The organism is Psychrobacter sp. JCM 18901 (assembly GCF_000586435.1).
Taxonomy (GTDB): domain Bacteria; phylum Pseudomonadota; class Gammaproteobacteria; order Pseudomonadales; family Moraxellaceae; genus Psychrobacter.
Genome location: NZ_BAWH01000003.1, coordinates 69,834 through 91,631 on the forward strand (window position 1 = coordinate 69,834; position 21,798 = coordinate 91,631).

The window sequence follows — 21,798 nt, forward strand, 5'->3', positions numbered from 1 at the left end:
TGAAAGTAAGACCCTAAAACCGCCTCATTCTGAAAAAATACAATGTTACTGATAATAAGGATAATCAAATGATTGAGCCATTCGCCAACGACCATCAAAGCATGCAGATTGGTGATCTTGTCATTGAAAATCAAAAAGACAAGATTATTATATATGGTGATATTGATCTCACTTTTGACGAATTAGGATACGACCAAGCCCAACAGCTACATGAGCTGTCGGGAAAAATCGTACAAGCATTTGAAGATAAAAATCTATATAGCAAGAATGATGCTAAGTCAAAGGAAAATGATGACCAATTAGATAAAGATATCGACAATCCTTTCCTATAAGTCTTTGATATGGTTTTATTTTTACAGAAATAAGAAACTGTAAAAAAAATTACTAGGCAAAACCTAAAAATTGCTTATAATGAGTTAAGACATCGCTTGTATCGCTCGAATCTTTAACCAAAAGCTTATAAGTTGTAATGGTAACTATCATTTAAAAAGGTCGAAACCGTAAAGCTCGTAATGAAAGGTTCTAGCAAAGGATAAGCATAGGACAACAGAAACATAACGTTTCGAGTAATCATTGTATGAAGGGAGTCAATCTATGAAATTATTTACAAAGACCACTTTAGCAGTTGCTGGTATTGGTATTGCTAGCATGGCATTCGCCGCTGACCCATTAGCCAACACTACTTGGCAGACATATGATGAAGGCAAGCCAAAAGGTACGGTAAAGATCACTGAGTCAAATGGTGTGTTGACCGGTACTCTTATTGCTACTAACTCAGCTAAAGGCAAAAAGCACGTTGGTACGACCATTATTAAAGGTCTACAAGCTGATGGTGGTGGTAAATATAGTGGTGGTACGATTACTGACCCTGAAAAAGGCAAAGACTATCGTATGACTGCAAGCTTAAGCGGCAACACGTTGAAGCTAAAAGGCTATATCGGGCCATTCTCTCGTAGCCAAGAGTGGAAAAAGAAATAAACTAAAAAAATTAGTTTCAGCGTAATATATAAAAACCCGCGTTACCGAAAGGTCTCGCGGGTTTTTTGCGCTTTAGGTTCAAGCTTATAGTTTCAATAGGGGAGAGCTTTAAACACTAAAATTATAAGCGCCGATACTACAGTAGGTAGTATCAGCGCATTCAACAGCAATCTTTAGCTTACTGGAAAGGAGCTTATCTTATAAATTCTGGGTAAGCTTCCATACCACATTCTGCAATATCAGCACCTTCGTATTCGTCTTCTTCAGAGATACGTAGACCGATAACTAGCTTGATGATAGACCAAACCACTAGGCTGGCAATGAATACCCAAGCAAAGATGGTTGCAGCACCCACAATCTGACCGATGAAGGTAGATGCTGGGTTAGTGATAGGTACAATTAGTAAACCGAATAGACCGACCACACCGTGAACTGAGATTGCACCAACTGGATCATCAATCTTGATTTTGTCTAAGGCTAAGATTGATAACACTACAATGATACCGGCGATAACACCAAAGATAGTGGCTTGTAGTGCAGAAGGGGTTGAAGGCTCAGCAGTAATGGCTACTAGACCAGCTAGTACACCGTTTAGGAGCATGGTTAGATCCGCTTTACCAAAGATGATGCGAGCTAAGATCAAGGCACCGACAGCACCACCAGCAGCAGCAGCATTAGTGTTCAAAAATACTATTGCAACAGAGTTAGCACTAGCGATGTCGCCTAATTTAAGCACTGAACCACCGTTGAAACCGAACCAACCCATCCACAAGATTAGTGTACCGAGTGCCGCCAATGGTAGGTTGGCACCAGGAATAGCACGTATCTCACCGTTAGGACCATATTTACCTTTACGTGAGCCTAAGAGTAGTACACCTGCTAGAGCTGCTGCAGCACCAGCCATATGTACAATACCAGAGCCTGCAAAGTCAGAGAAGCCCATGTCGCCTAGGTTGAATAAACCAAAGACATCGTTGCCGCCCCATGTCCAGCTACCTTCTAATGGGTAGATAACACCAGTCATGACCACAGCGAATAACAAGAATGACCACAGTTTCATGCGCTCAGCAACGGCACCTGATACGATTGACATACAGGTCGCTACAAAGACCACTTGGAAGAAAAAGTCTGATGCGGCAGAGTAGACAGAGTCGCCACCGAAGCCGTTTTCAGCAGAGGCTGCTAGGGCGTCTTCTACTAACGTATCACCGCCTGCAATTCCGCTTAAGAATAGATCGCCACCATACATAATCGCATAGCCGCATACCATATACATGATACTAGCCGTTGCAAATAGTGCGACGTTTTTGGTTAAGATTTCGACTGTATTTTTTGATCGGACCAGTCCGGCCTCTAACATAGTGAAGCCTGCTGCCATCCACATGACCAACGCACCACATATCAAAAAGTAAAACGTATCGAGCGCATATTGGAGCTCAAAGATTTGACTTTCCATTTAAATTCCCCCTTGAATTTATAATATAGATATCGGCATTACCGATAGATAAAAATGCTGTAAGAGTCTGTACCTATAAGTTTATGCCCGTAGGTAGGTCTTCAAATTTAGATAGCGTCAGGTCCTGTTTCACCCGTACGGATGCGGATAACTTGCTCAAGTGCAGTGACGAAAATCTTGCCATCACCAATTTTACCAGTGCTAGCGATACGAGTGATTGCCTCGATAGCAGGCTCAACCATCTCGTCGATCACAGCGACTTCGACTTTTACTTTAGGTAAAAAGTCCACCACGTATTCTGCGCCGCGATAGAGCTCTGTATGACCTTTTTGACGACCGAAACCTTTGACTTCAGTGACAGTGACACCTTTAACACCGATGTCGGAAAGCGCTTCACGCACGTCGTCGAGCTTAAACGGTTTTAAGATCGCAGTGATTAGCTTCATAAAAAAATTCCTTATTTGTGTGATGCCGCAGATTGATAGAAGTACTATGGTGCATCATCATATCTCTGCCTTGCTTACTGTAAGTTATTCAAGAACTGTGCCAACCTACTCAAGGGGGGAGGTAGAATTGGCGTTGTTCATTAAAAAGTAATAACAGTAGTAACATAGAGTATGGGCTACGATGCAACGATTAGAGCCATCGCTACAAGCATAATAAAGGTGAATCAATCTTTAGCGTTTGGTTAACGAAAACTTTATTATAACCAACTTTTTGAGTGCTTGGGGAGGCTATCCCTTTATTTCATGTGACGATTTGCTAACTTGAGTTTGGTCGTTAGCTTGGCCTTTTCATGCAAGCGTATCAAAGATGAATGGTGGAAAGGTAGAGAGAAAATAGAGATAAGCGGCAGAGCCTAACATGGTAGTCAGACCCCCGCGCTTATGTAGACAAAGGGTTTGGGCGTGTTTATATATACGTCGTTATGCTTTAGGAAATAGTAGATAAGGGGTTTTTGTGCTGACCAATAGCTTTTTAGTGTCACTACCTTGTAGTAATTCGCGTAGACGAGATTGGCCAAAAGCCCCAGTCATAAGTAAACCGATATCATGCTGATTTTGATAGTAGTTCAAAGCCGCAGCTACATCACGGCAGTCCAGCAATGTCTTTTTGGATTTAATACCCGCCTGTTTGAGCTTTGCGTAGGCTTCACGCAACGCATCACAGTTATCAGAAGTTTCCTTGCCGACCATCACAATATGAACCGTTAGTGCACGCACCAGTGGCGTTTTACACAGCCAATTTAGTAGTTTATGGCATGTTGGACTGTTATCAAACGCAAATAAAGCGGTAGTAGGGGGCAAAAATGGTGCATGTGTCACCAAAATGGGGCAGTGACTGACTCGAATGAGTTGGCTCAGTGTTGATTTGCAGGTGACATGATGACCTATAACGATCAATTGTGCTTGGTCATCGACGTAATCAATGCTCTGATTGAGGTTCTCATGACGATGCAGTGTATATGTCTTTAACTTATGACGTTGCTGCTCACAATACGAGGTCGCTTGAGATAATAGCAGTCGCCCCTGCGCTTTTAGTTCACAGTTGCTCAGATGCTCTTTGGATGTGAACTGTTCGAGCAAAGCGTTTTCGTCATCAATATTGAGGCAACCAGAATAATTAATAGCGGCTTTTTGCTGCAAGCTCGGCATTGAGTGCAATAAGCCAACAGGCGCACGCAGGCGAATAGAAGCCACATACTGGCCTCTAATACCGCTTGAACATGATCAGGACAGTCCAAGCAAGCAATCACACTATCTGGTTTTAAATTACTCATAAAACGACCACATCATTTTAATAATAAAAATCTGCTATCTCAGCTTAGGGTTGGCGTATGAAAAATACATCCAACCCTTTTACCCATATAACTGTCTATTAATATCCGATACATTATCCATAGACTAATAATATAGTCACATGGCAACCGCGTAGATTTACTTAGCAGTGTCGCTTAGTCTAACAAGCCAATGTCTCGGCGGTCATGAACAGAGAAGCGATCAATCAGTGTTCGACTCGCATTGTTGAGTCCTACCACTTTGACATCAATACCTTCACGTTGCAAGCGCATCACTAGCTTGTCTAAGGTATCAACAGCGCTGACATCCCAAAAATGTGCTTGGCTTACATCAATCTGAATACTGTCTACAGCTTCTTTGGTATCGAAACTATGCAAGAACTGGGTGGTCGAGGCAAAGAATACCTGCCCTTGAACATAATAGTAGCGGGTATTGCTGCTGTCATCATATTCACTAAAGATGGTTAAGAATTGACCAATTTTATTGGCAAATGCCAAGGCAGATAGCAAGACACCTACGCCGACACCGTAAGCTAAGTTGTGAGTAAAGACGGTAGTCAATACAGTCGCTAGCATAACGATATTAAATGACATTGGATGCGTCTTAAACTCGCGAATAGATTGCCAGTTAAACGTACCAATCGATACCATAATCATGACTGCAACCAAGGCTGCCATTGGAATTTGACTGACCCATTCACTTAAGAACACGACCATAATCAGAAGGACGACACCAGCCATCAAAGTAGACAGACGCGTACGACCACCCGATTTGACGTTAATCATTGACTGGCCAATCATCGCACAGCCTGCCATACCACCAAAGAAACCTGATACAACATTAGCCATACCTTGACCACGACACTCTTTGTTTTTATCACTTGGGGTATCAGTCAATTCATCGACGATCGTTGCTGTCATCATAGACTCTAAAAGACCGACAATGGCAAGCGCGATAGAGTAGGGCGCAATAATCAGCAAGGTATTTAGGTTTAACGGAATATCAGGTAACAAGAATACTGGCAATGAATCTGGCAAATCACCCATGCTGCCAACATTGCGAATATCGAGATTCATATACATTGCAACAGCGGTCAAACCTACAATACAAATAAGCGGTGAAGGAACGATGCGACCGATTTTAGGGATAAGTGGAAACAGATAAATAATCGCTAAACCAGCTGCCGTCATGATATAAACGGTCATGCCAACACGCTCAGTCATGGGGTTCAGTTCTGGTAATTGCGCGGCAAATATCAAAATCGCTAAAGCGTTGACGAAGCCAATCACCACTGAACGAGAGACAAAGCGCATCAGGTTACCAAGTTTTAAGATACCCATTACAATTTGAATACCACCGCACAATAAGGTAGCGGCAAGCAAGTATTGTAGACCATGGTCAGCAACCAAATCTACCATGACCAGTGCCATAGCCCCTGTCGCTGCTGAGATCATCCCAGGACGACCACCGACAAAACTGATCACTACCGCGATACAAAATGAGGCATATAAGCCAACCTTTGGATCAACACCAGCGATAATAGAAAAGGCAATGGCTTCTGGAATAAGAGCTAGGGCTACAACCAAACCCGATAAAACGTCACCGCGAACATTGGAAAACCACTCGTCACGCAAGTTATCAATAAAAGATGTCATAAGTAAACTACATAGGGTTAGAGGCAAAAAAAGTAATCATTACTCATTTATAAAATGATCGCGTCGCTAATAATAGCTATTCATTTTTCTTTTACTTCAACATGCACTAGGTCATGTTGCTGTGTTGAATTGTGAGAAACTAATAACCGAGGTATCTACTGATTTTTTTGGTATCAAAAATACGCTCATCAATAATCAATACGATGATAAGGGCAGTAAATTACCTAAAAATATTTTTTTAAAAGATTGCTTAAAATAGGCAACTAGATAGATGTACCTACAATAATATATAGAGTCAGCAATCACTTGCTGTAATAGAAGGTGATATATCACTCGTCAAATTATCAAAATTGTCTGATACACCCTTATCACAACAAGAATCGTTGATGAAGAGGCATGACAATAGCGCGATAAATGTGACAACATGCTAAACTAAAATGCTTGAGCAATGTGCTCAGCAAAATACTGATAAATATTAATCAAGCTGACTATTATAGCATTAGCCACTTAATATAAAAACAGGCGAATAATAGCATAAAGTCATAAAAAAATCAGTACCGAAATCTGAACGATGGCGTTAAGATGCTGCACATCTTAGCGGCGTCGGTTAGAGTCGCTATACAGCAGATTTATTTGATGCAATTTTTCTCGTTTAATAGAAGGAATAGATATGACCACTAATACAGCAACAGAAACCTTACTTCATAAGGGTAGTGGTCTACAAGTCGTAGTCGGTTTGGGGCAGTCTGGATTGTCCGTCGCGCATTATCTGGCCAAGCAAGGCTATCAAGTCGCAGTCACTGATGCTCAAGTTACCCCTAAGTTGGCCGATCAGTTGCCAGCCGAGATAGAGATTCGTCAGTTTGGTGGGATAGATGCCGATTTATTGCAGCAAGCCGCACGTATTATTATTAGCCCAGGTATTTCTCTTGAAACTGCCGCTGTGGCTGCTGCTCGCCAAGCCAATATTCCTGTAGTCAGTGATATTCAACTGTTCTGTGAAGCGTGTACCGCACCCATCGTAGCGATTACAGGCTCTAACGCTAAAAGTACAGTCACTACGTTAGTTGGTCAAATGGCGGTAGATGCTGGCGTTAATGTGGGTGTCGGCGGCAATATCGGTGTACCAGCTTTAACATTGCTAGATAATACTGATATGGAACTTGCGGTGCTTGAGCTGTCTAGTTTCCAATTAGAAACCGTCACCAATTTGGGCGCAAAGATAGCGACTGTGCTCAATATGTCGCCTGATCATTTAGATCGTCATGGAGATATGCTCGGTTACCATCAAGCCAAACACCGTATCTTCCAAGGTGCCAAGTCGGTGATGATTAACCGCGAAGATGCACTGACTCGTCCATTGGTCGCAGACAACCTACCGAGAATTAGCACCGGTATTCATGCCCCTGATAAAGGTCAGTATGGTCTTATTACCGACACAGAGGGCCAAACTTATCTTGCTCGTGGTACAGAACGATTACTGTCGGCAGACAAACTGTTGATTAAAGGTCGTCATAATCTATTGAATGCACAAGCGGCTCTGGCCCTTGGCGAGCTGGCAGGATTACCGCTAGAGAGTATGCTGACTACTTTGCAGCAGTTCACAGGTCTTGAGCACCGCTGCCAATATGTGGCTAATGCTGCTGGTATTGATTATTTCAATGATTCTAAAGGTACCAATATTGGTTCGACCATGGCCGCTATCGAAGGCTTGGGCGCAGTCTATGCGCCAAAAGACGGTAAGCTATTATTAATCTTAGGCGGGCAAGGCAAAGGGCAACAGTTTGGTGAATTAACGCCTTTTATCAATCAATATGTGAGCCAAGTCTTGTTCATTGGTGAAGATGGTCAGCAGATTGAACAACATCTAAGAGCTGCGAAATTGAGTGATGATGTCGCACTACATCAGTGTCAGACACTAGAGAATGCGTTTGCGACTATCCAACAAGTCACTACCAGTAGTTTATCGCAAGTACAGGCTGTATTGTTGTCACCTGCCTGTGCTAGTTTTGACCAATATAGTGGTTATGCGGCTCGCGGTGACCACTTTAGCCAACTGGTCAATCAATTAGATACTGCACAATCAGAAGCTTAATAAGTAGCCGAATATGTCAATCAGCTATATAGATTGGCATAGCACATATCGCGCCTTTAGCAACAGCCAGTATTTTCTGGATAAATGATTGTTTTGCTTATAGATTGCTGCTACTGTCAAGCATATAATCCTGATTACTAAAATAGGTGCTAGCTAAGGCGTTTGCCGAGGGTTACAGGTTTTCTATCACCATCTATTTAGTACGATTTATTTTATGATTTTTTAAACGGTGGCGTTTCATAGACGCCGTGTTTTTTTCGTTTGTTAGTGTATATAAAATTATGGCGCTCTCTTCTTTTTTTCGTTCCTCGCCCCAAACCAAGCAAACCTCTGGCTCAGACGGTGTTCTGTCTATGCCATCAGCGCGCGCAATTTTATTATCAAGCGTCGGCTGTATGATGGTGCTTAGTCTGCTGATGGTGGCTTCTGCTTCTATTCCTTTTGCGCTCAGCCGCGGTATGACCGAGCTGTATTTTTTTCAAGAATCAGCTGTTGTATATGACGATTGGTTTAATCGTTGCGGTCATTCCTTATTATGGCGTGTCTTTACGCACCCTATATAAGACCGAGACCCAGTTTGCTTTGCTGGGCATCACGGGGCTATTGCTTGTTGCCACGTTGTTTAGCACACCAATTAATGGCTCTAAACGCTGGCTCACAGTAGGCGGCTTTAATTTTCAGGTAGCTGAGTTAGCCAAACTGGTCATGATTGTGTTTGTATCTGACTTTGTGGTGCGGCGATCTTTTGAAGTTCGTAATGGCTAGATGGTTTCTTGCGAATTATGCTGGTAGTGGCGCTGATAACGATACTGCTATTGTCGCAGCCAGATTTTGGTTCTTTTGTCGTTATTATTGGTACGCTGTTCGCGATTTTTTTATATCGCTGGGGCACCTTACAAGCATTTCTTAGCATTGGGTGCTGCTGCTGTTGGCGGGGCTGTCTTGATGGTGACTACGGCAGAATACCGACTGGTGCGTGTGATGTCGTTTATGGATCCATTTGACGATGTGCAGGATACTGATTATCAGCTCGCACGTAGTTTGATTGCCTTTGGCCGTGGCCAGTTCACGGGTGTTGGCTATGGCGAAAGTGTACAGAAACTGTCGCATTTGCCTGAGGCACATACGGATTTTTTATTAGCCATTACAGGTGAAGAGTTAGGGTTTGTCGGTGTCAGTATGGTACTGATACTTGAAGCGTTGATCATCGGTAGTGCGATGCGTATCAGTTACAATGCGCTAAAACGTCGTCAAATGCGTATGAGCTATACCGCTTTCGGAATCGGCGTGGTATTTATTGCCCAGACGATTATTAACGCTGCGATGAATATGGGTGCCATTCCAACCAAAGGTCTCACTATGCCGTTCTTTAGTTATGGTGGATCGTCTATGTTGATTAGCTTGGTTATGGTTGCGCTATTATTAAAGATATATAAAGAAAGCCCTGAAATCGAGAAAAGCCAATGCCGTTATTACTAATAGGCTCTATATATAATAGTCTCTGCATAGCTTCAGATTTTCGGTAAATAGTGTTTAGCATTATTGCAATAAAAGCGTCACTCTTAGTGGCGCTTTTTATTGTCTATTTTACGGCTGTTGATGTATTAACTATTTGTTAATAAGATAAATTTAACTGCTGCTTGCCTTGTAGCGGGGTGTTATCCCATTGCGCAATGGCTTGTTCAAGCATATTTTCTGGGGTATCGATATCGACCTTTGGTTGCTGCAGTAGCGATAGTGCTTCAGCAATAAGTTGACTCGGGTTTGATGTGTCGATTGGTTGAGCAAGGTTTTGCTTAGAGAGTTTTTGGCCGTCAGCATTATTAATCAATGGCAGATGATACCATTGGTCAATAGTAGGTAGGCGGGCGGCTTGCATGATACCGATTTGCGCAGTCGTCATAGGTAGAATATCGAGACCACGCATGATATGAGTAACCTGCTGTAGACCATCATCGAGCTGGCTGCCAGTATATAGTTAATCATGTTATCCTGACGACGAGCGACCATATCGCCTAACGTCTGCTGCGGATTATCCCATTGTAGTCCCTGAATACCATCATTGAAGCCAATCCGATAGTCTGGTAGCTGAATACGTAGCTTATGCTGTTGTCTATCAAGGTCAGATGCCACACAGCGACGTGGATAGCGCTGCCGATTTGGCTGTACTTGGTCAATTGGTGAAACTTGTTCGTCTAACGATGTCTGGTCGGTCAGCGCAGCTAAGCTAGCACGACTATGGTTTCTACTTATCTCTTCTTGCGCCCAGTACTGTTCTAAGTCCTTACGGGAGCATTGGCAGCCATAGGTCAACGGCCCTAGGTATGATGATAGATAATCGTTGTAGATATCAATGCGCTCAGACTGATAAATGACATCACCATCCCAATGTAGCCCAAGTGCCTCAAGATCCATCAAAATTTGCTCAGTGAACTGTCTATCGCAGCGTTCAGTATCAGTATCTTCCATACGCAGCAGCCACTTACCACCGATTGATTTGATATGGCAGAAGCTGGCAAGCGCAGTCGTTAAAGAGCCGAGATGTAACTCACCCGTTGGTGAAGGCGCAAAGCGGCCAATGGGCTGTGATGGTGGCGTTTGATTTGGCATGGTGGTAGGCATTGTTTTCAAAATAAATGGCTGTCTATAAGAGGTAATAAAGATAGAATAATAAATATGAGTATCAAAAGATATTCATTAAATGAGATTGTTTTGTTAGTCATGTCATTATTTAGACGATTGTATTTGTCAGAGCAAAGTCAGCAATACAGCAAAATAGTGACAGTCTAAAATACAAAAAGCGACCTATTATAAGGTCGCTTCTGCTGACATTTATATCTGTAATATCTGATCTAAGCGCCTTGGTTTTGACGTTCTTTGATTTCAGATAAGGTTTTGCAGTCGATACATTGAGTAGCGGTTGGACGTGCTTCAAGGCGACGTAATCCAATCTCTACACCACAAGTCTCACAAAATCCATAGTCATCATTTTCGATTTCTAACATAGATTTGTCGATTTTGCGGATAAGTTTGCGCTCACGGTCGCGAGTACGTAATGCCAATGCAAACTCTTCTTCTTGAGTGGCACGGTCATTGATGTCTGGCATGGCGCTTGACTCATCTTGGATGTAGTTTTTAGTACGATCCGCTTCGCCAATCAGTTGGTTTTTCCAATCCAATAAAATAGCCTTAAAGTGCTCCAACTGCGCATCAGACATATACTCTTCGTCTTTGGCCGGCACATAAGGAGTAAATTTAACTTCACTCGGATTCGTGGTCAGGGTGCTCATATGGGTATCCTACTTTTTCAAATTAATTCAATAAAACGACGTATCAAAAGACAAGACGTTATTAATGCTACAAACGCTACAATTTGTCCTTTTATCAAACGTTTCACCACTTGGTAATACAAGTAACACAGCTGATCAAATAATATCGTAGACTTTCTATCTTGACAGTTATATACCGATTGTTAGATAAGTTGTTATATAAACTTCGGTATTTAATAATACTGTCTAAAGCATGCCGTAGGTCATTGATTGTGAAAACTGAGCTTGTGGTTAATGGGCCATCCTAGCTATCGTGCAGTGGCTTCATATTAGATATTGGGCCACCCTTGCTTTATTTCATAAGTTGTATCATTGTTTGTAATAATAATGAAGTGATTTTTTTATACTGAATGCATATTTTATTTGTTTATTACTGTGTTTTTTTATCAAAAATATTGGTGAAAGCTATAAGTATAAAGGGCTAAGACTTATACCAGCACCAATAATTCTGGGCATCAAGTATCCAGTCTTTCAACCCAGCTTGCAACTGTTCCATTGTTGGCTAATTGCAACCAGCGATATCCTGGTAATGCATGCTCATCATAAGAGAAATCATCTTCGTAGGGTTTGAACTGATAGCAGGTAGATGGCGTGCTATACACCGTGACGCCTTGGCGCAGTCGAACTTGCTCTTGATGAGTATGGCCACTGATCACTACTTGTAGCTGTTCAAATGGTGCCATATGCTGCCAAAAACTCTCAGTGTTTTCTGCCATATGGGTATCAATCCAATCAGAATCAACTGGGACAATATGATGGTGCAGGGCGATCAATGCAGGCTTATCACAGCTGCTGAGTCTCTCACATAACCAATTGATATCAGCAGGCGTAATCTCGCCTGCGACCTTACCAGAAATGGAGGAGTCTAATAACAACAGCTGCCAGTATTCAGTCTCAATGACATGACGACTTAACAAACGTGAGTCAGCAGGCTGAGCGACAAGCTCTCGCTGAAAAAAATGGCAAGTCTTTACCATTCTCGTCCGTCACATCATGATTACCAGCAATACAAGCAAAAGGAATCTGAGTCGCCTGTAATACAGTAAAGATATGATCATAAATTGAAGACTTTACTCGATTGACCAAGTCACCGGTCACAATAATCAAATCACAGCGAATATCTTCACTAAGCGCCTGCTGAAGCACTGCTTCAAAGCTACGCTGACAAGTCACGTCATCATTATAGGTATTATTCTCATCAACAAAGACAGGCGTCGATAAGTGCAAATCAGTAATCTGTAAGATATTTATCGTTTGGTCAGAGGTGCTTAACTTATTGGCAGGATAGTTTGGCATTGGTTCAGTCCCTTATCGAATCACAACAATAAGTATTGTTAGCGCGAGTATGGATAAATGAGCTACTATTTTTCACTGGGTATTTATAATTATTATTAATCTACTATAAAAGAGCACAGCGTTTGCCTTGAGCTTACTTTAACTCTAATCAACAATATTTATACTATCAACTAGCAATAGCAAATTTAAAGTCTAGAGCCACCTTATAGTATTATTGAGCTAAAGTATTCATTATATTAATAAAATAAAGTCGAACAAAAAGATAGCGAAAAACAGTCATGTTTTATTTATTATAACGTATTTACAGCGACGCTAACTAAAGTTTTATCTTTATTAACTTCGAAAAAAATGAGTGCAGTAAAAAAATAAAGCAGCTAATATCAAGACGATAGAAAGACCTGTTTGAATGTCTAACCAAATACTGCCCCACACGCCAAGTGTCACACCCAGTTGAGCGACTATCAACGCTATAATCACCATTTGTTTTGGCGATGCTGACCATAGACGTGCGGTCAGTGCAGGTAGCACTAATAATCCGCTGATTAATAGACTACCAACCGCCTGTAGAGCAATCGCACAAAACCCTGCCAGTACACCCATAAAAAACAGCCGTTGCCGTGTTGGGTTGATACCTTGAATACGTGCCAATGCTTCATGCGTTGCAAGCTTGATTTGCGCAGGCCAAATGTAGATAAGCAGTCCCAAGCCAGCTAATACGCTACCAGCAAGCAAAGGCAAATCTGCCCAATCGAGATCTAGCAAATTGCCGAATAAAAATCCGAGCACATTGGCCTGTTGGTCAGTCAATTGGGTCAAAGCCAGTAAGCCTAGGCACAGGAGAGACACTGACACGACTGCCAATACAGCATCCACTGGCAGACGCTCATCATCAATCAAGACCAGTCCCAGTACGACCATGACACTGACCAATGCAATGCCGATACCCATTGGTAATTGCCACCACACAGCCAAAGCCACACCTAGCAACGTGCCATGAGCTAAGGCATCGGCGAAAAACGCCATACGCCGCCACAATACCAAGCAACCTAACGGCGCTGATAATAACGCTAATATACTGCCAGCGATCCAAGCAGGCGCAATGATGGCTAACCAAGCAGTCATAATGAATGTCCGTAAAAATTTTTATAAAGAGTAAAGCCGTATTATTTATATGTTTAATAGTTTTGGCTTTAATGAGCTGGATTTCGACAATTTTGAACCTTGATTACTAACGCTATAACTCGCTTGGTGCATGGTGTTCGCAGGCATGATGCTGATGCACGTATGGCTGTTCATAATGATGACCAAATAGCTTTTGAAATTCAGTACTAATAGCCAGCTCGCTTGGTTGTCCTTCACAGCAAATATGCTTATTCAAACAAATAACGCGGCGGCTGCCTTTCATGACCCAGTGCAAATCATGAGACACCACCAGCATGGCGCAACGTAAGAAATCAGGCAGCTCATCAATGAACTGATATAGCCAAACTTCAGTATCAGGATCGAGACCCTGCATCGGCTCGTCTAAAATAAGCAAATTGGGTTTGTCTAGTAGCGCTCTGGCCAATAGTACGCGCTGCGTCTCACCACCTGATAAATGCAACATCTGCCGTGACAGTAAATGCGTTAATGATAAGTTATCAAAAATAAACTGCCGCTGCTCAGGGGTTAGACGTTTCTTATCTGCTTGCGCCAACAAGTCGCAAACGCGCAATGGCAATATCGGTGGCACAGCAAATCGCTGCGGTACGTAGCCAAGCTGTAGCGGCTGATGTGCTGTCATAGAGCCATCAGTTGACTCAATTAAACCTAAAATAAGTTTGACTAGCGTTGACTTACCAGCACCATTGGGACCGATAAGGCTGACCGTCTCATTAACAGCAATGTCGATATCTATGTGAGAGAGCAGACGTTGAGGCCCAATATGGTAACTGATATTGTTTAAGCTCAATAATTTGTCAGCATTACTCACAGTACTGCTATTCGCAACAGTAGTATTTAACTGATTAGAAGGTAGGGTAGAGATATTCATAATATGACAACGCATAGGTAAATAGACAATCGACGAATCTTGCTTAAAACGTTTACACAAACTATAGTAGCTTTAATTTTACTGGCAAGCTTGGCAACGACCGCTAAGCTCAATAACACTACGCTCAACCACAAACCCCACATCTTGCTCGGCAAAGCTCATCATTTCTTGAACGGGTAGACTGCTGCATTCTTGCACACGTTGACACTGATCGCAGATCAAGAATGCGGCTGTATGCTGGGCGCGAGGATGACAGCAAGGAACATAAGCATTGATAGAGGTCAACTGATGAATCAACCCTTCACTTAGCAAAAATTCTAAACTGCGATAAACCGTTGGCGGCGCGACATTTTTCGGCGCTTGTTTTTTGGTTGTATTAGTGTCTACTGACAGTGTTGGTGAGCTCGCTACTTTTTGAATATCGCTGTTATCAGGTATAGACAGTCGCATTTGCTGCAACTGAGTGATTAGGTCATAAGCGCCGACGGGCTGATCTGCTCCAAGACCAATTGATATATCTGCTGACGCAAAAGCGTAAAGCGCGCGCCATTTAGACGACAATGTTCTTTAGCTGCTGCTAAGCGTTCATGAACATCATGCGGAGTCAGATCTTGCACATCATGCAAATGTTCGCAAATCGATGAAGTAATAGACATGGTACAAGCTCCTAAAAATAGCATGGTAATCGCATGACATTTTTTATGATAGCGTTTTTTATTGTTATAGTATAACATACTAAAATAAGAACTGAGTGAATTGTCTTACTAGTAGTCTTGTATATCTACCCTTTTTACAGGAGTGGGGCAAGATACTATTACTCATACGTTCGTTATCCAACAATGCTATCTAACAATAAAAGAGCTTACTATGAACGCTGTTTTTACTTACTCCGTACGTTCGCTTATCACATTACAGCGCTTGCTAATGACAGGATTGATAGTCCTAGGGTCTTTCACACTGAGTGCACAAGCTGCAACGGTCAGTGTTAGCAATTATCCGCTATTCTTGTTAAGTGAAGCAGTAACAGAAGGCGCGCCGTCAGCCAAACGATTGTTGCAAACGGGGGAGGTGGGACATCATGGTAGTATCAGCCAGGTGATATCAAGTCAATCAAAGACAGTAAGTTTGTGGTATGGTTTGGTGAGCCGCTAGAAAACAATCTAGCAGCAAGTCTAAAAACAGCCCCAAATGCCATTGCTTTATTTGAGTTTGATGCATTCAATCGTCATCCATTACGTGATATAAAGGGCGACGCTATCGCGGGTACACTAGATACACATATTTGGTTAGACCCTGAAAATGCCAAAGCCATTACCCGTGCATTGGCTGTGATTCATAGCCATGCCAATCCGCAATATAAAGACCTATACCAAGCCAACGCGAAAAAAAATTTGCACAGCAACTAGATAAAAAAAGTTACTGCATTGGAGCAAACCTCTATTAAAAGTGCCTCAAAAACACGACCTTATTGGGCCTATCATGATGCTTATCAATATATCGAAGACAGCTTACACTTAACGCTCGTTGGTAGCCTTAGCGTAGATCATCATCTATCACCCAAAGCAAGCCAACTCCGTTGGTTGAATGAGCAGCGCCCAGCCAAGCAAATGTGTTTGGTTAGTCCAAGTGAGCCGGCAAAGGGCTTACTTGCGAAGCTACAACCAGTGAAGAGTACGGTACAACCTGAAGATATGAGTAGTAGCGATGACTTTATCAGCGGTTGGCAGAGTATGGCCAAACAGATATATCAATGTATCTCATAATGTAATCAAAAACAGCAATTTGCTAGGATTGTTTGAGTTGGTTGTATAGCTTCGCTTTAAGCATTTATTACAGACTACGTAATATAATAATCTTAGCAAAATGCGTTAGGTGACTGATAAAAGTCATATTTTACTTGCTTAATAGTTACGCTCTACCTATAATAAGTAGCGTTTTATTTTGGCCGAAAGGTAATGCCTGTGGAGTAAGTCATTCACGGATAAAATTATCATAAGTATGATATATTGTCCCAATGCTGTAAGGGCTATAGGAATACCGATGACCAAGCCTGCCAAACGCACGCAAAAAGACAAGATTGGCATCTATATTAAACGACAAGCATGGATACTATTTATCCTTATTATCATTGCTTGGATAGTAGATACTATTTGGTTACATAGTGAGCTTACGATAGCAAAAAGCACTGCAATTGGTGCGCTACTAAGTTTTATCACTCAAGCAGTATTTGCGTTTTTTATTTTTTTGGTACACCGGATATCGCGCGCGCCAACACATCGTTAGCCAGCTATATCGGGGTCAGATGTCAAAATGGTTATTGACCGTGTTTGGTTTTGCACTAATTTTTATTACCGTACAACCCCTATCTGCGCCAGCGCTGTTTATCGGTTTTATGGTAATGCAAATTAGTCACAGTTGGATGTTGTGGCATATACGCTAGCGCTAATAAATGATCGCTAAACAGATGGTTTATTAATAGTACTGGCAAGTCACCCTGCCGTCCAGCTTCTCTATGACTAGTTCGAAAAGTCGAAGCACAACGCTGTCTTAGGATAGCACCAGTGATTATAAAGACCGCACTATGAGTCTCAATGTTAGACGTAGTATGCAGTGAGAGGGTAGGGGTTATTCAACTATCTGTATCGCTGATAATTAGAGTACGGTTATCTAATTATGGTTAGTGGTTATATTAGCAAGTAAAACTGGTGGCTAACTTATTCATACAGTGGATAAAAAAATCACAATTGACTTTACACGAATACAACGCTGCATTAATATAGGCGGCTAAATATTTTGCTTATAAGCGCTACATTAAGCGCCGATCGTAAAAAAACGGTCAGTGGGCAAGCACATATATAATAATTTTGCGTATAAAAATGCAAGGGCTATTACTGAGTTATCATAAGCCCTTTTTTGATAGCTAAAATTTATCTCACGCTATCAAATACTGCATATTAGTAATAGAACTATGGGTTGGATGTTGTTGGTTACATGAGTGATTTAGTACGGTTTATTTATTTGCTTAATAGCAAGATAGATATAAATACTACACCTCATCAGATGACAACCATATTTTTGGTAGTTGATTAAATCGTTGATTAATAAGAAGCTTACATTATGGCATCCGAGCAAACATCATCAGAATATATCTCTCACCACTTAACGAATTGGACGTATGGCTATCTGCCGGGCGAAGGTTGGAAAGTTGCTCATACTGCTGAAGAAGCAGGGGTAATGGGCTTTAACGCTATCCATCTTGATTCTATGCTATGGTCGATTGGTCTAGGTATCTTATTTTGCGCCGTCTTTTGGATGGTTGCCAAAAAAAGTCACTTCAGGCGTGCCAGGAAAAACTCAGGCAGCAGTTGAGATGATCGTTGAGTTTGTTGATAACAACGTTCGTGATTCATACAGTGGTACATCAAAACTGATTGCGCCATTGGCGTTGACCATTTTTGTCTGGATCTTTTTGATGAACTTGATGGATTTAATACCTGTTGATTTCATTCCAGGTATTGCTGGGCAAATCGGTGCCGCTATGGGCCATGATCCACATCATGTTTTCTTTAAGATCGTTCCAACGACTGATCCTAACATCACGCTTGGCATGTCGTTCTCTGTCTTTGCACTGATTATCTTTTATAGCATTAAAGAAAAAGGTTTGGGGGGCTTTATCGGTGAGTTAACACTACATCCGTTTGGCGCCAAAAACCCAATCGTACAAGCGATTTTGATTCCCATCAACTTCATCCTAGAAGCAGTTACTCTAATAGCCAAACCTGTATCACTTGGTTTGCGTCTATTCGGCAACATGTATGCTGGGGAATTGATTTTCATACTGATTGCTCTAATGCCGTTTTGGATTCAATGGGCGTTATCGGTACCGTGGGCTATCTTCCACATCTTAGTTATTACACTTCAAGCGTTCGTATTCATGATGCTGACGATAGTTTACATGTCGCTTGCATCATCAACTGAACATTAATTAGACATTCAATAGGTAAATGAGGATACATCAATGGATCCAGTATTAGGTGGTTACACAGTTATCGCAGTAGCACTACTTATCGGTCTTGGCGCACTTGGCACAGGTATTGGTTTTGCTATTCTAGGTGGAAAATTCTTAGAAGGCGTTGCGCGTCAACCAGAGCTTGGCTCACAATTGCAAACTCGTATGTTCATCGTAGCAGGTCTTCTTGATGCTATTCCGATGATCGGTGTTGGTATTGCTATGCTATTGTTGTTCGCTAACCCTCTAGCAGGTTAATCCGAAAGCTCAGTTGTAAATGTTTGGTATTCGGAGACTTTCTATCAAATATAGTCAAGATTTGACTACCAAACATGATCAATGAAACTGATTTTTCATTAACAAAGAGGTGATCACGTGAATATCAATTTTACCCTCGTCGGTCAAGCCATTGCTTTTGCAATATTTGTGATTTTTTTGCATGAAATTCGTGTGGCCACCACTTATCGGTGCCATCAATGAGCGTCAGCGTAAAATTGCTGAAGGTCTGAATGCCGCAGAAAAAGCAAAAGCAGATTTGGCGACCGCGGAGCAAAATGTCCAGCAGGAACTTGATCTTGCAAAGACCAAGGCTGCCGCTCTAATCGAGCAAGCGAACAAGAGTGCCAATCAGCTCGTCGAAGATGCAAAATCGCAAGCCCAAGCGGAAGGCGAGCGCATTCGTCAACAAGCGCAAGCATCTATCGATCAAGAAATCAATCAAGCGCGTGAATCATTGCGTGCCCAAGTTGCTGAACTGGCTGTACTTGGTGCAGAGAAGATTTTGCAAGACAAAGTCGATGTGCAAAAACATGCCAGTATGTTAGACCAACTGGCGGCGAAGCTGTAATTGTGAGGATATAATGGCTGACTTATCAACCTTAGCACGACCGTACGCTAAAGCCGCGTTTGACTATGCCAACGAAAACGGCGCAGTCAACGAGTGGGAAAACTTCTTACTTGTTGCTAGCACTGTTGTCAATGACAAGTCGTTCAGTACTTGGCTAGACAATCCAGCTGTTTCTGCTGAGCATAAGTCAGCTGCTTTGGTCGATCTTTATGATACGCAAGTAGCTAGCGCTAATGATTCTGCTTTCAAGCAGTTATTAAGCGAAGCTCAAGGGACTAGCCTTGACAGTAACGTAAGCTATCCAAAAGTATCAGTAGCACTTAGTAACTTCGTTAAACAGTTATCAGAACAAGAGCGTCTGGCGCTGCTTCCTGAAGTTTATGAGCATTATCGCCGTCACAAGGCAATAAGCTTAAAGCAGCTTGACGCATATGTGACCTCTGCCTACCCATTGACTGACGCTCAACGTGAAACGATTCAAGCACGTCTTGCTGCCTCGCTAAATGCGAGTGTGGTGATTCACGAATCAGTTGATCCAAGTCTATTGGCAGGCGCTACAATCAAAGTCGGTGACAAAGTCATTGATGATTCGATGCGCGGCAAGTTACAACAGTTAAAAACACAGCTAACTGCCTAATGCCAATCATCAATATAGTCAAATATTGGCTGTATGATTATAAGAGCAATTAAGTCAGTGGGCGGGTTATCATAAATTAAAGGAAACAAGGCAATGCAACAATTGAATCCAGCGGAAATCAGTAACCTGATTAAGCAGCGTATTCAAGACCTTGATGCGGGTGCAACTGCAAAGAATGAAGGCACGATTGTCAAAGTATCTGACGGTATCGTGCAGATTCATGGTCTTGAAGATGCCATGTACGGCGAAATGATTGAGTTTGAAGGCGAAATCTACGGAATGGCGCTTAACTTAGAGCGTGATTCTGTTGGCGCGGTAGTACTTGGTGATTACCTAAAGCTGCAAGAAGGTCAAAAAGCCTATTGTACTGGTCGTATTCTTGAAGTACCAGTAGGTCCTGAGCTGTTAGGCCGTGTTGTTGATGCTTTGGGTAATCCTATTGATGGCAAAGGTCCTATCGATGCCAAAATGACTGATAAAGTCGAAAAGATCGCTCCAGGCGTTATCGACCGTCAATCAGTAGATCAACCAGTAATGACTGGTTATAAAGCTGTTGATACCATGATTCCAATCGGTCGTGGTCAGCGTGAGCTTATCATTGGTGACCGTCAGACTGGTAAAACAGCAATGGCTATCGATGCGATCATCGCACAGAAAGCTTCAGGCATTAAATGTGTATACGTGGCTATCGGACAGAAACGTTCGACTATCGCTAACGTAGTACGTAAGCTTGAGCAAACTGGCGCACTAGAATATACCACTGTTGTGGTTGCTTCAGCATCAGAGCCTGCAGCACTTCAGTATATCGCACCGTACTCAGGTTGTACGATGGGCGAATACTTCCGTGACCGCGGTGAAGATGCACTGATTGTATTTGATGATTTATCAAAGCAAGCAGTTGCTTATCGTCAGATTTCACTACTATTACGTCGTCCGCCAGGTCGTGAAGCTTATCCTGGTGACGTATTCTATTTACACTCACGCCTACTTGAGCGTGCATCACGTGTAAATGCTGATTATGTAGAAAAGTTCACTAACGGTGAAGTGAAAGGTAAAACTGGTTCTTTAACCGCACTACCAATCATTGAAACACAAGCTGGTGACGTATCTGCATTCGTACCAACCAACGTGATTTCGATCACTGATGGTCAGATCTTCCTAGAGTCTAGCTTGTTCGCCTCAGGTATCCGTCCAGCAGTAAACGCTGGTATCTCGGTATCTCGTGTTGGTGGTGCCGCTCAGACTAAGATCATCAAAAAGCTATCTGGTGGTATTCGTACCGCTCTAGCTCAATATCGTGAATTAGCAGCATTTGCTCAGTTCGCATCAGATCTTGATGACGCAACTCGCGAACAGCTTGATCATGGTGAGCGTGTGACTGAATTGATGAAGCAGAAGCAGTATCAGCCGATGTCAATCTCTGAGCAAGCAGCCGTTATCTATGCTTCAAACGAAGGCTTCTTAGCTGACGTACCTGTCGAAAAGATTGGTTCTTTCGAAGAAGCGTACCTACGTTATATGCATGATGAGCAAAGTGAATTGATGCGTGAGATTGATGACACTGCGAACTACAATGATGATATCGCAGGTCGTTTAAAGTCATCTCTAGAGACCTTTAAACAAAATCACAGTTATTAATTTAACGGGTTAAGCCGAATTGGTTAT

General features: G+C 42.2%; 21 protein-coding genes and 5 pseudogenes. 15 read left to right on the forward strand and 11 right to left on the reverse strand.

Annotated elements, in window-relative coordinates; all coding sequences use genetic code 11:
- Positions 1-68: 68 nt before the first annotated feature.
- The gene (locus tag TT11_RS03910) at positions 69-332 is read left to right on the forward strand and encodes a hypothetical protein (RefSeq protein ID WP_261869149.1); all 264 of its coding nucleotides are present in this window, start codon (positions 69-71) and stop codon (positions 330-332) included.
- 262 nt (positions 333-594) lie between these two features.
- Positions 595-978 carry a DUF2147 domain-containing protein gene (locus tag TT11_RS03915; protein WP_261869150.1) on the forward strand — a complete coding sequence of 128 codons (384 nt, stop codon included), beginning with the start codon at positions 595-597 and terminating at the stop codon, positions 976-978.
- Positions 979-1,171: 193 nt separating this feature from the next.
- On the opposite strand, the gene TT11_RS03920 is transcribed toward TT11_RS03915, so the two are convergent.
- The 4 genes from TT11_RS03920 to TT11_RS03935 form a co-directional block, all read right to left on the reverse strand.
- Complete coding sequence (locus TT11_RS03920) at positions 1,172-2,434, reverse strand: ammonium transporter (protein WP_261869151.1); 1,263 nt, start codon at positions 2,432-2,434, stop codon at positions 1,172-1,174.
- A gap of 107 nt (positions 2,435-2,541) precedes the next feature.
- Entirely contained in the window at positions 2,542-2,880 is a 339-nt protein-coding gene (locus TT11_RS03925; protein WP_010197981.1) for a P-II family nitrogen regulator, read from the reverse strand.
- Positions 2,881-3,360: 480 nt separating this feature from the next.
- Positions 3,361-4,134 carry a universal stress protein gene (locus TT11_RS03930; RefSeq protein ID WP_261869152.1) on the reverse strand — a complete coding sequence of 258 codons (774 nt, stop codon included), beginning with the start codon at positions 4,132-4,134 and terminating at the stop codon, positions 3,361-3,363.
- Between the two features lie 254 nt (positions 4,135-4,388).
- The gene (locus tag TT11_RS03935) at positions 4,389-5,888 is read right to left on the reverse strand and encodes a SulP family inorganic anion transporter (protein WP_261869153.1); all 1,500 of its coding nucleotides are present in this window, start codon (positions 5,886-5,888) and stop codon (positions 4,389-4,391) included.
- 670 nt (positions 5,889-6,558) lie between these two features.
- Here TT11_RS03935 and murD point away from each other — a divergent pair.
- The 3 genes and pseudogenes from murD to TT11_RS03950 all read left to right on the forward strand — a co-directional run bounded on the left by murD (position 6,559) and on the right by TT11_RS03950 (position 9,462).
- The gene (murD, locus tag TT11_RS03940) at positions 6,559-7,983 is read left to right on the forward strand and encodes a UDP-N-acetylmuramoyl-L-alanine--D-glutamate ligase (protein ID WP_261869154.1); all 1,425 of its coding nucleotides are present in this window, start codon (positions 6,559-6,561) and stop codon (positions 7,981-7,983) included.
- A 281-nt stretch (positions 7,984-8,264) separates the two neighbouring features.
- Positions 8,265-8,546, forward strand: coding sequence for a hypothetical protein (locus tag TT11_RS03945; RefSeq protein ID WP_261869155.1), 282 nt, complete (start codon positions 8,265-8,267; stop codon positions 8,544-8,546).
- A pseudogene (locus tag TT11_RS03950) lies at positions 8,482-9,462 on the forward strand (FtsW/RodA/SpoVE family cell cycle protein). Before TT11_RS03945 ends, TT11_RS03950 begins: the two are co-directional and overlap by 65 nt.
- Before the next feature lie 136 nt (positions 9,463-9,598).
- On the opposite strand, the pseudogene gluQRS reads toward TT11_RS03950, so the two are convergent.
- The 7 genes and pseudogenes from gluQRS to TT11_RS16990 form a co-directional block, all read right to left on the reverse strand.
- Positions 9,599-10,605: pseudogene (gene gluQRS / locus TT11_RS03955) on the reverse strand (tRNA glutamyl-Q(34) synthetase GluQRS).
- Between the two features lie 230 nt (positions 10,606-10,835).
- On the reverse strand, positions 10,836-11,273 hold the full coding sequence (gene dksA / locus TT11_RS03960) for an RNA polymerase-binding protein DksA (RefSeq protein WP_057762021.1): 438 nt from the start codon (positions 11,271-11,273) through the stop codon (positions 10,836-10,838).
- A gap of 494 nt (positions 11,274-11,767) precedes the next feature.
- Positions 11,768-12,289: a hypothetical protein gene (locus TT11_RS03965; protein WP_261869156.1), complete on the reverse strand. Its 522-nt coding sequence runs from the start codon at positions 12,287-12,289 to the stop codon at positions 11,768-11,770.
- Positions 12,237-12,608 carry a metallophosphoesterase gene (locus TT11_RS03970; protein ID WP_261869157.1) on the reverse strand — a complete coding sequence of 124 codons (372 nt, stop codon included), beginning with the start codon at positions 12,606-12,608 and terminating at the stop codon, positions 12,237-12,239. Before TT11_RS03970 ends, TT11_RS03965 begins: the two co-directional genes overlap by 53 nt.
- Before the next feature lie 333 nt (positions 12,609-12,941).
- Positions 12,942-13,730 (reverse strand): metal ABC transporter permease, encoded by a 789-nt coding sequence (locus TT11_RS03975; RefSeq protein WP_261869158.1) that lies wholly within the window; start codon positions 13,728-13,730, stop codon positions 12,942-12,944.
- Positions 13,731-13,842: 112 nt separating this feature from the next.
- Positions 13,843-14,580, reverse strand: coding sequence for a metal ABC transporter ATP-binding protein (locus tag TT11_RS03980; RefSeq protein WP_370587778.1), 738 nt, complete (start codon positions 14,578-14,580; stop codon positions 13,843-13,845).
- Positions 14,581-14,718: 138 nt separating this feature from the next.
- A pseudogene (locus TT11_RS16990) lies at positions 14,719-15,296 on the reverse strand (Fur family transcriptional regulator).
- Positions 15,297-15,507: 211 nt separating this feature from the next.
- Here TT11_RS16990 and TT11_RS03995 point away from each other — a divergent pair.
- From TT11_RS03995 to atpA, 10 genes and pseudogenes are all read left to right on the forward strand, one after another.
- Positions 15,508-15,792, forward strand: coding sequence for a hypothetical protein (locus TT11_RS03995; RefSeq protein WP_261869161.1), 285 nt, complete (start codon positions 15,508-15,510; stop codon positions 15,790-15,792).
- Positions 15,768-16,046, forward strand: coding sequence for a metal ABC transporter substrate-binding protein (locus tag TT11_RS04000; protein WP_261869162.1), 279 nt, complete (start codon positions 15,768-15,770; stop codon positions 16,044-16,046). The genes TT11_RS03995 and TT11_RS04000 overlap by 25 nt, the downstream gene beginning before the upstream one ends.
- An 18-nt stretch (positions 16,047-16,064) precedes the next feature.
- Entirely contained in the window at positions 16,065-16,403 is a 339-nt protein-coding gene (locus tag TT11_RS04005) for a hypothetical protein (protein WP_261869163.1), read from the forward strand.
- 277 nt (positions 16,404-16,680) lie between these two features.
- Positions 16,681-16,923: a hypothetical protein gene (locus TT11_RS04010; protein WP_261869164.1), complete on the forward strand. Its 243-nt coding sequence runs from the start codon at positions 16,681-16,683 to the stop codon at positions 16,921-16,923.
- The gene (locus TT11_RS16630) at positions 16,868-17,080 is read left to right on the forward strand and encodes an ATP synthase subunit I (protein ID WP_305079958.1); all 213 of its coding nucleotides are present in this window, start codon (positions 16,868-16,870) and stop codon (positions 17,078-17,080) included. The genes TT11_RS04010 and TT11_RS16630 overlap by 56 nt, the downstream gene beginning before the upstream one ends.
- Before the next feature lie 677 nt (positions 17,081-17,757).
- Positions 17,758-18,625: pseudogene (atpB, locus tag TT11_RS04020) on the forward strand (F0F1 ATP synthase subunit A).
- Between the two features lie 33 nt (positions 18,626-18,658).
- Entirely contained in the window at positions 18,659-18,907 is a 249-nt protein-coding gene (gene atpE / locus TT11_RS04025; RefSeq protein WP_010197960.1) for a F0F1 ATP synthase subunit C, read from the forward strand.
- Positions 18,908-19,024: 117 nt separating this feature from the next.
- Positions 19,025-19,496, forward strand: a pseudogene (locus TT11_RS04030) (F0F1 ATP synthase subunit B).
- Positions 19,497-19,509: 13 nt separating this feature from the next.
- A complete protein-coding gene (locus tag TT11_RS04035) occupies positions 19,510-20,133 on the forward strand; it encodes a F0F1 ATP synthase subunit delta (RefSeq protein ID WP_261869166.1) in 624 nt (207 codons plus the stop codon).
- A gap of 93 nt (positions 20,134-20,226) precedes the next feature.
- Entirely contained in the window at positions 20,227-21,771 is a 1,545-nt protein-coding gene (gene atpA, locus TT11_RS04040) for a F0F1 ATP synthase subunit alpha (protein WP_057762002.1), read from the forward strand.
- Positions 21,772-21,798: the final 27 nt, after the last annotated feature.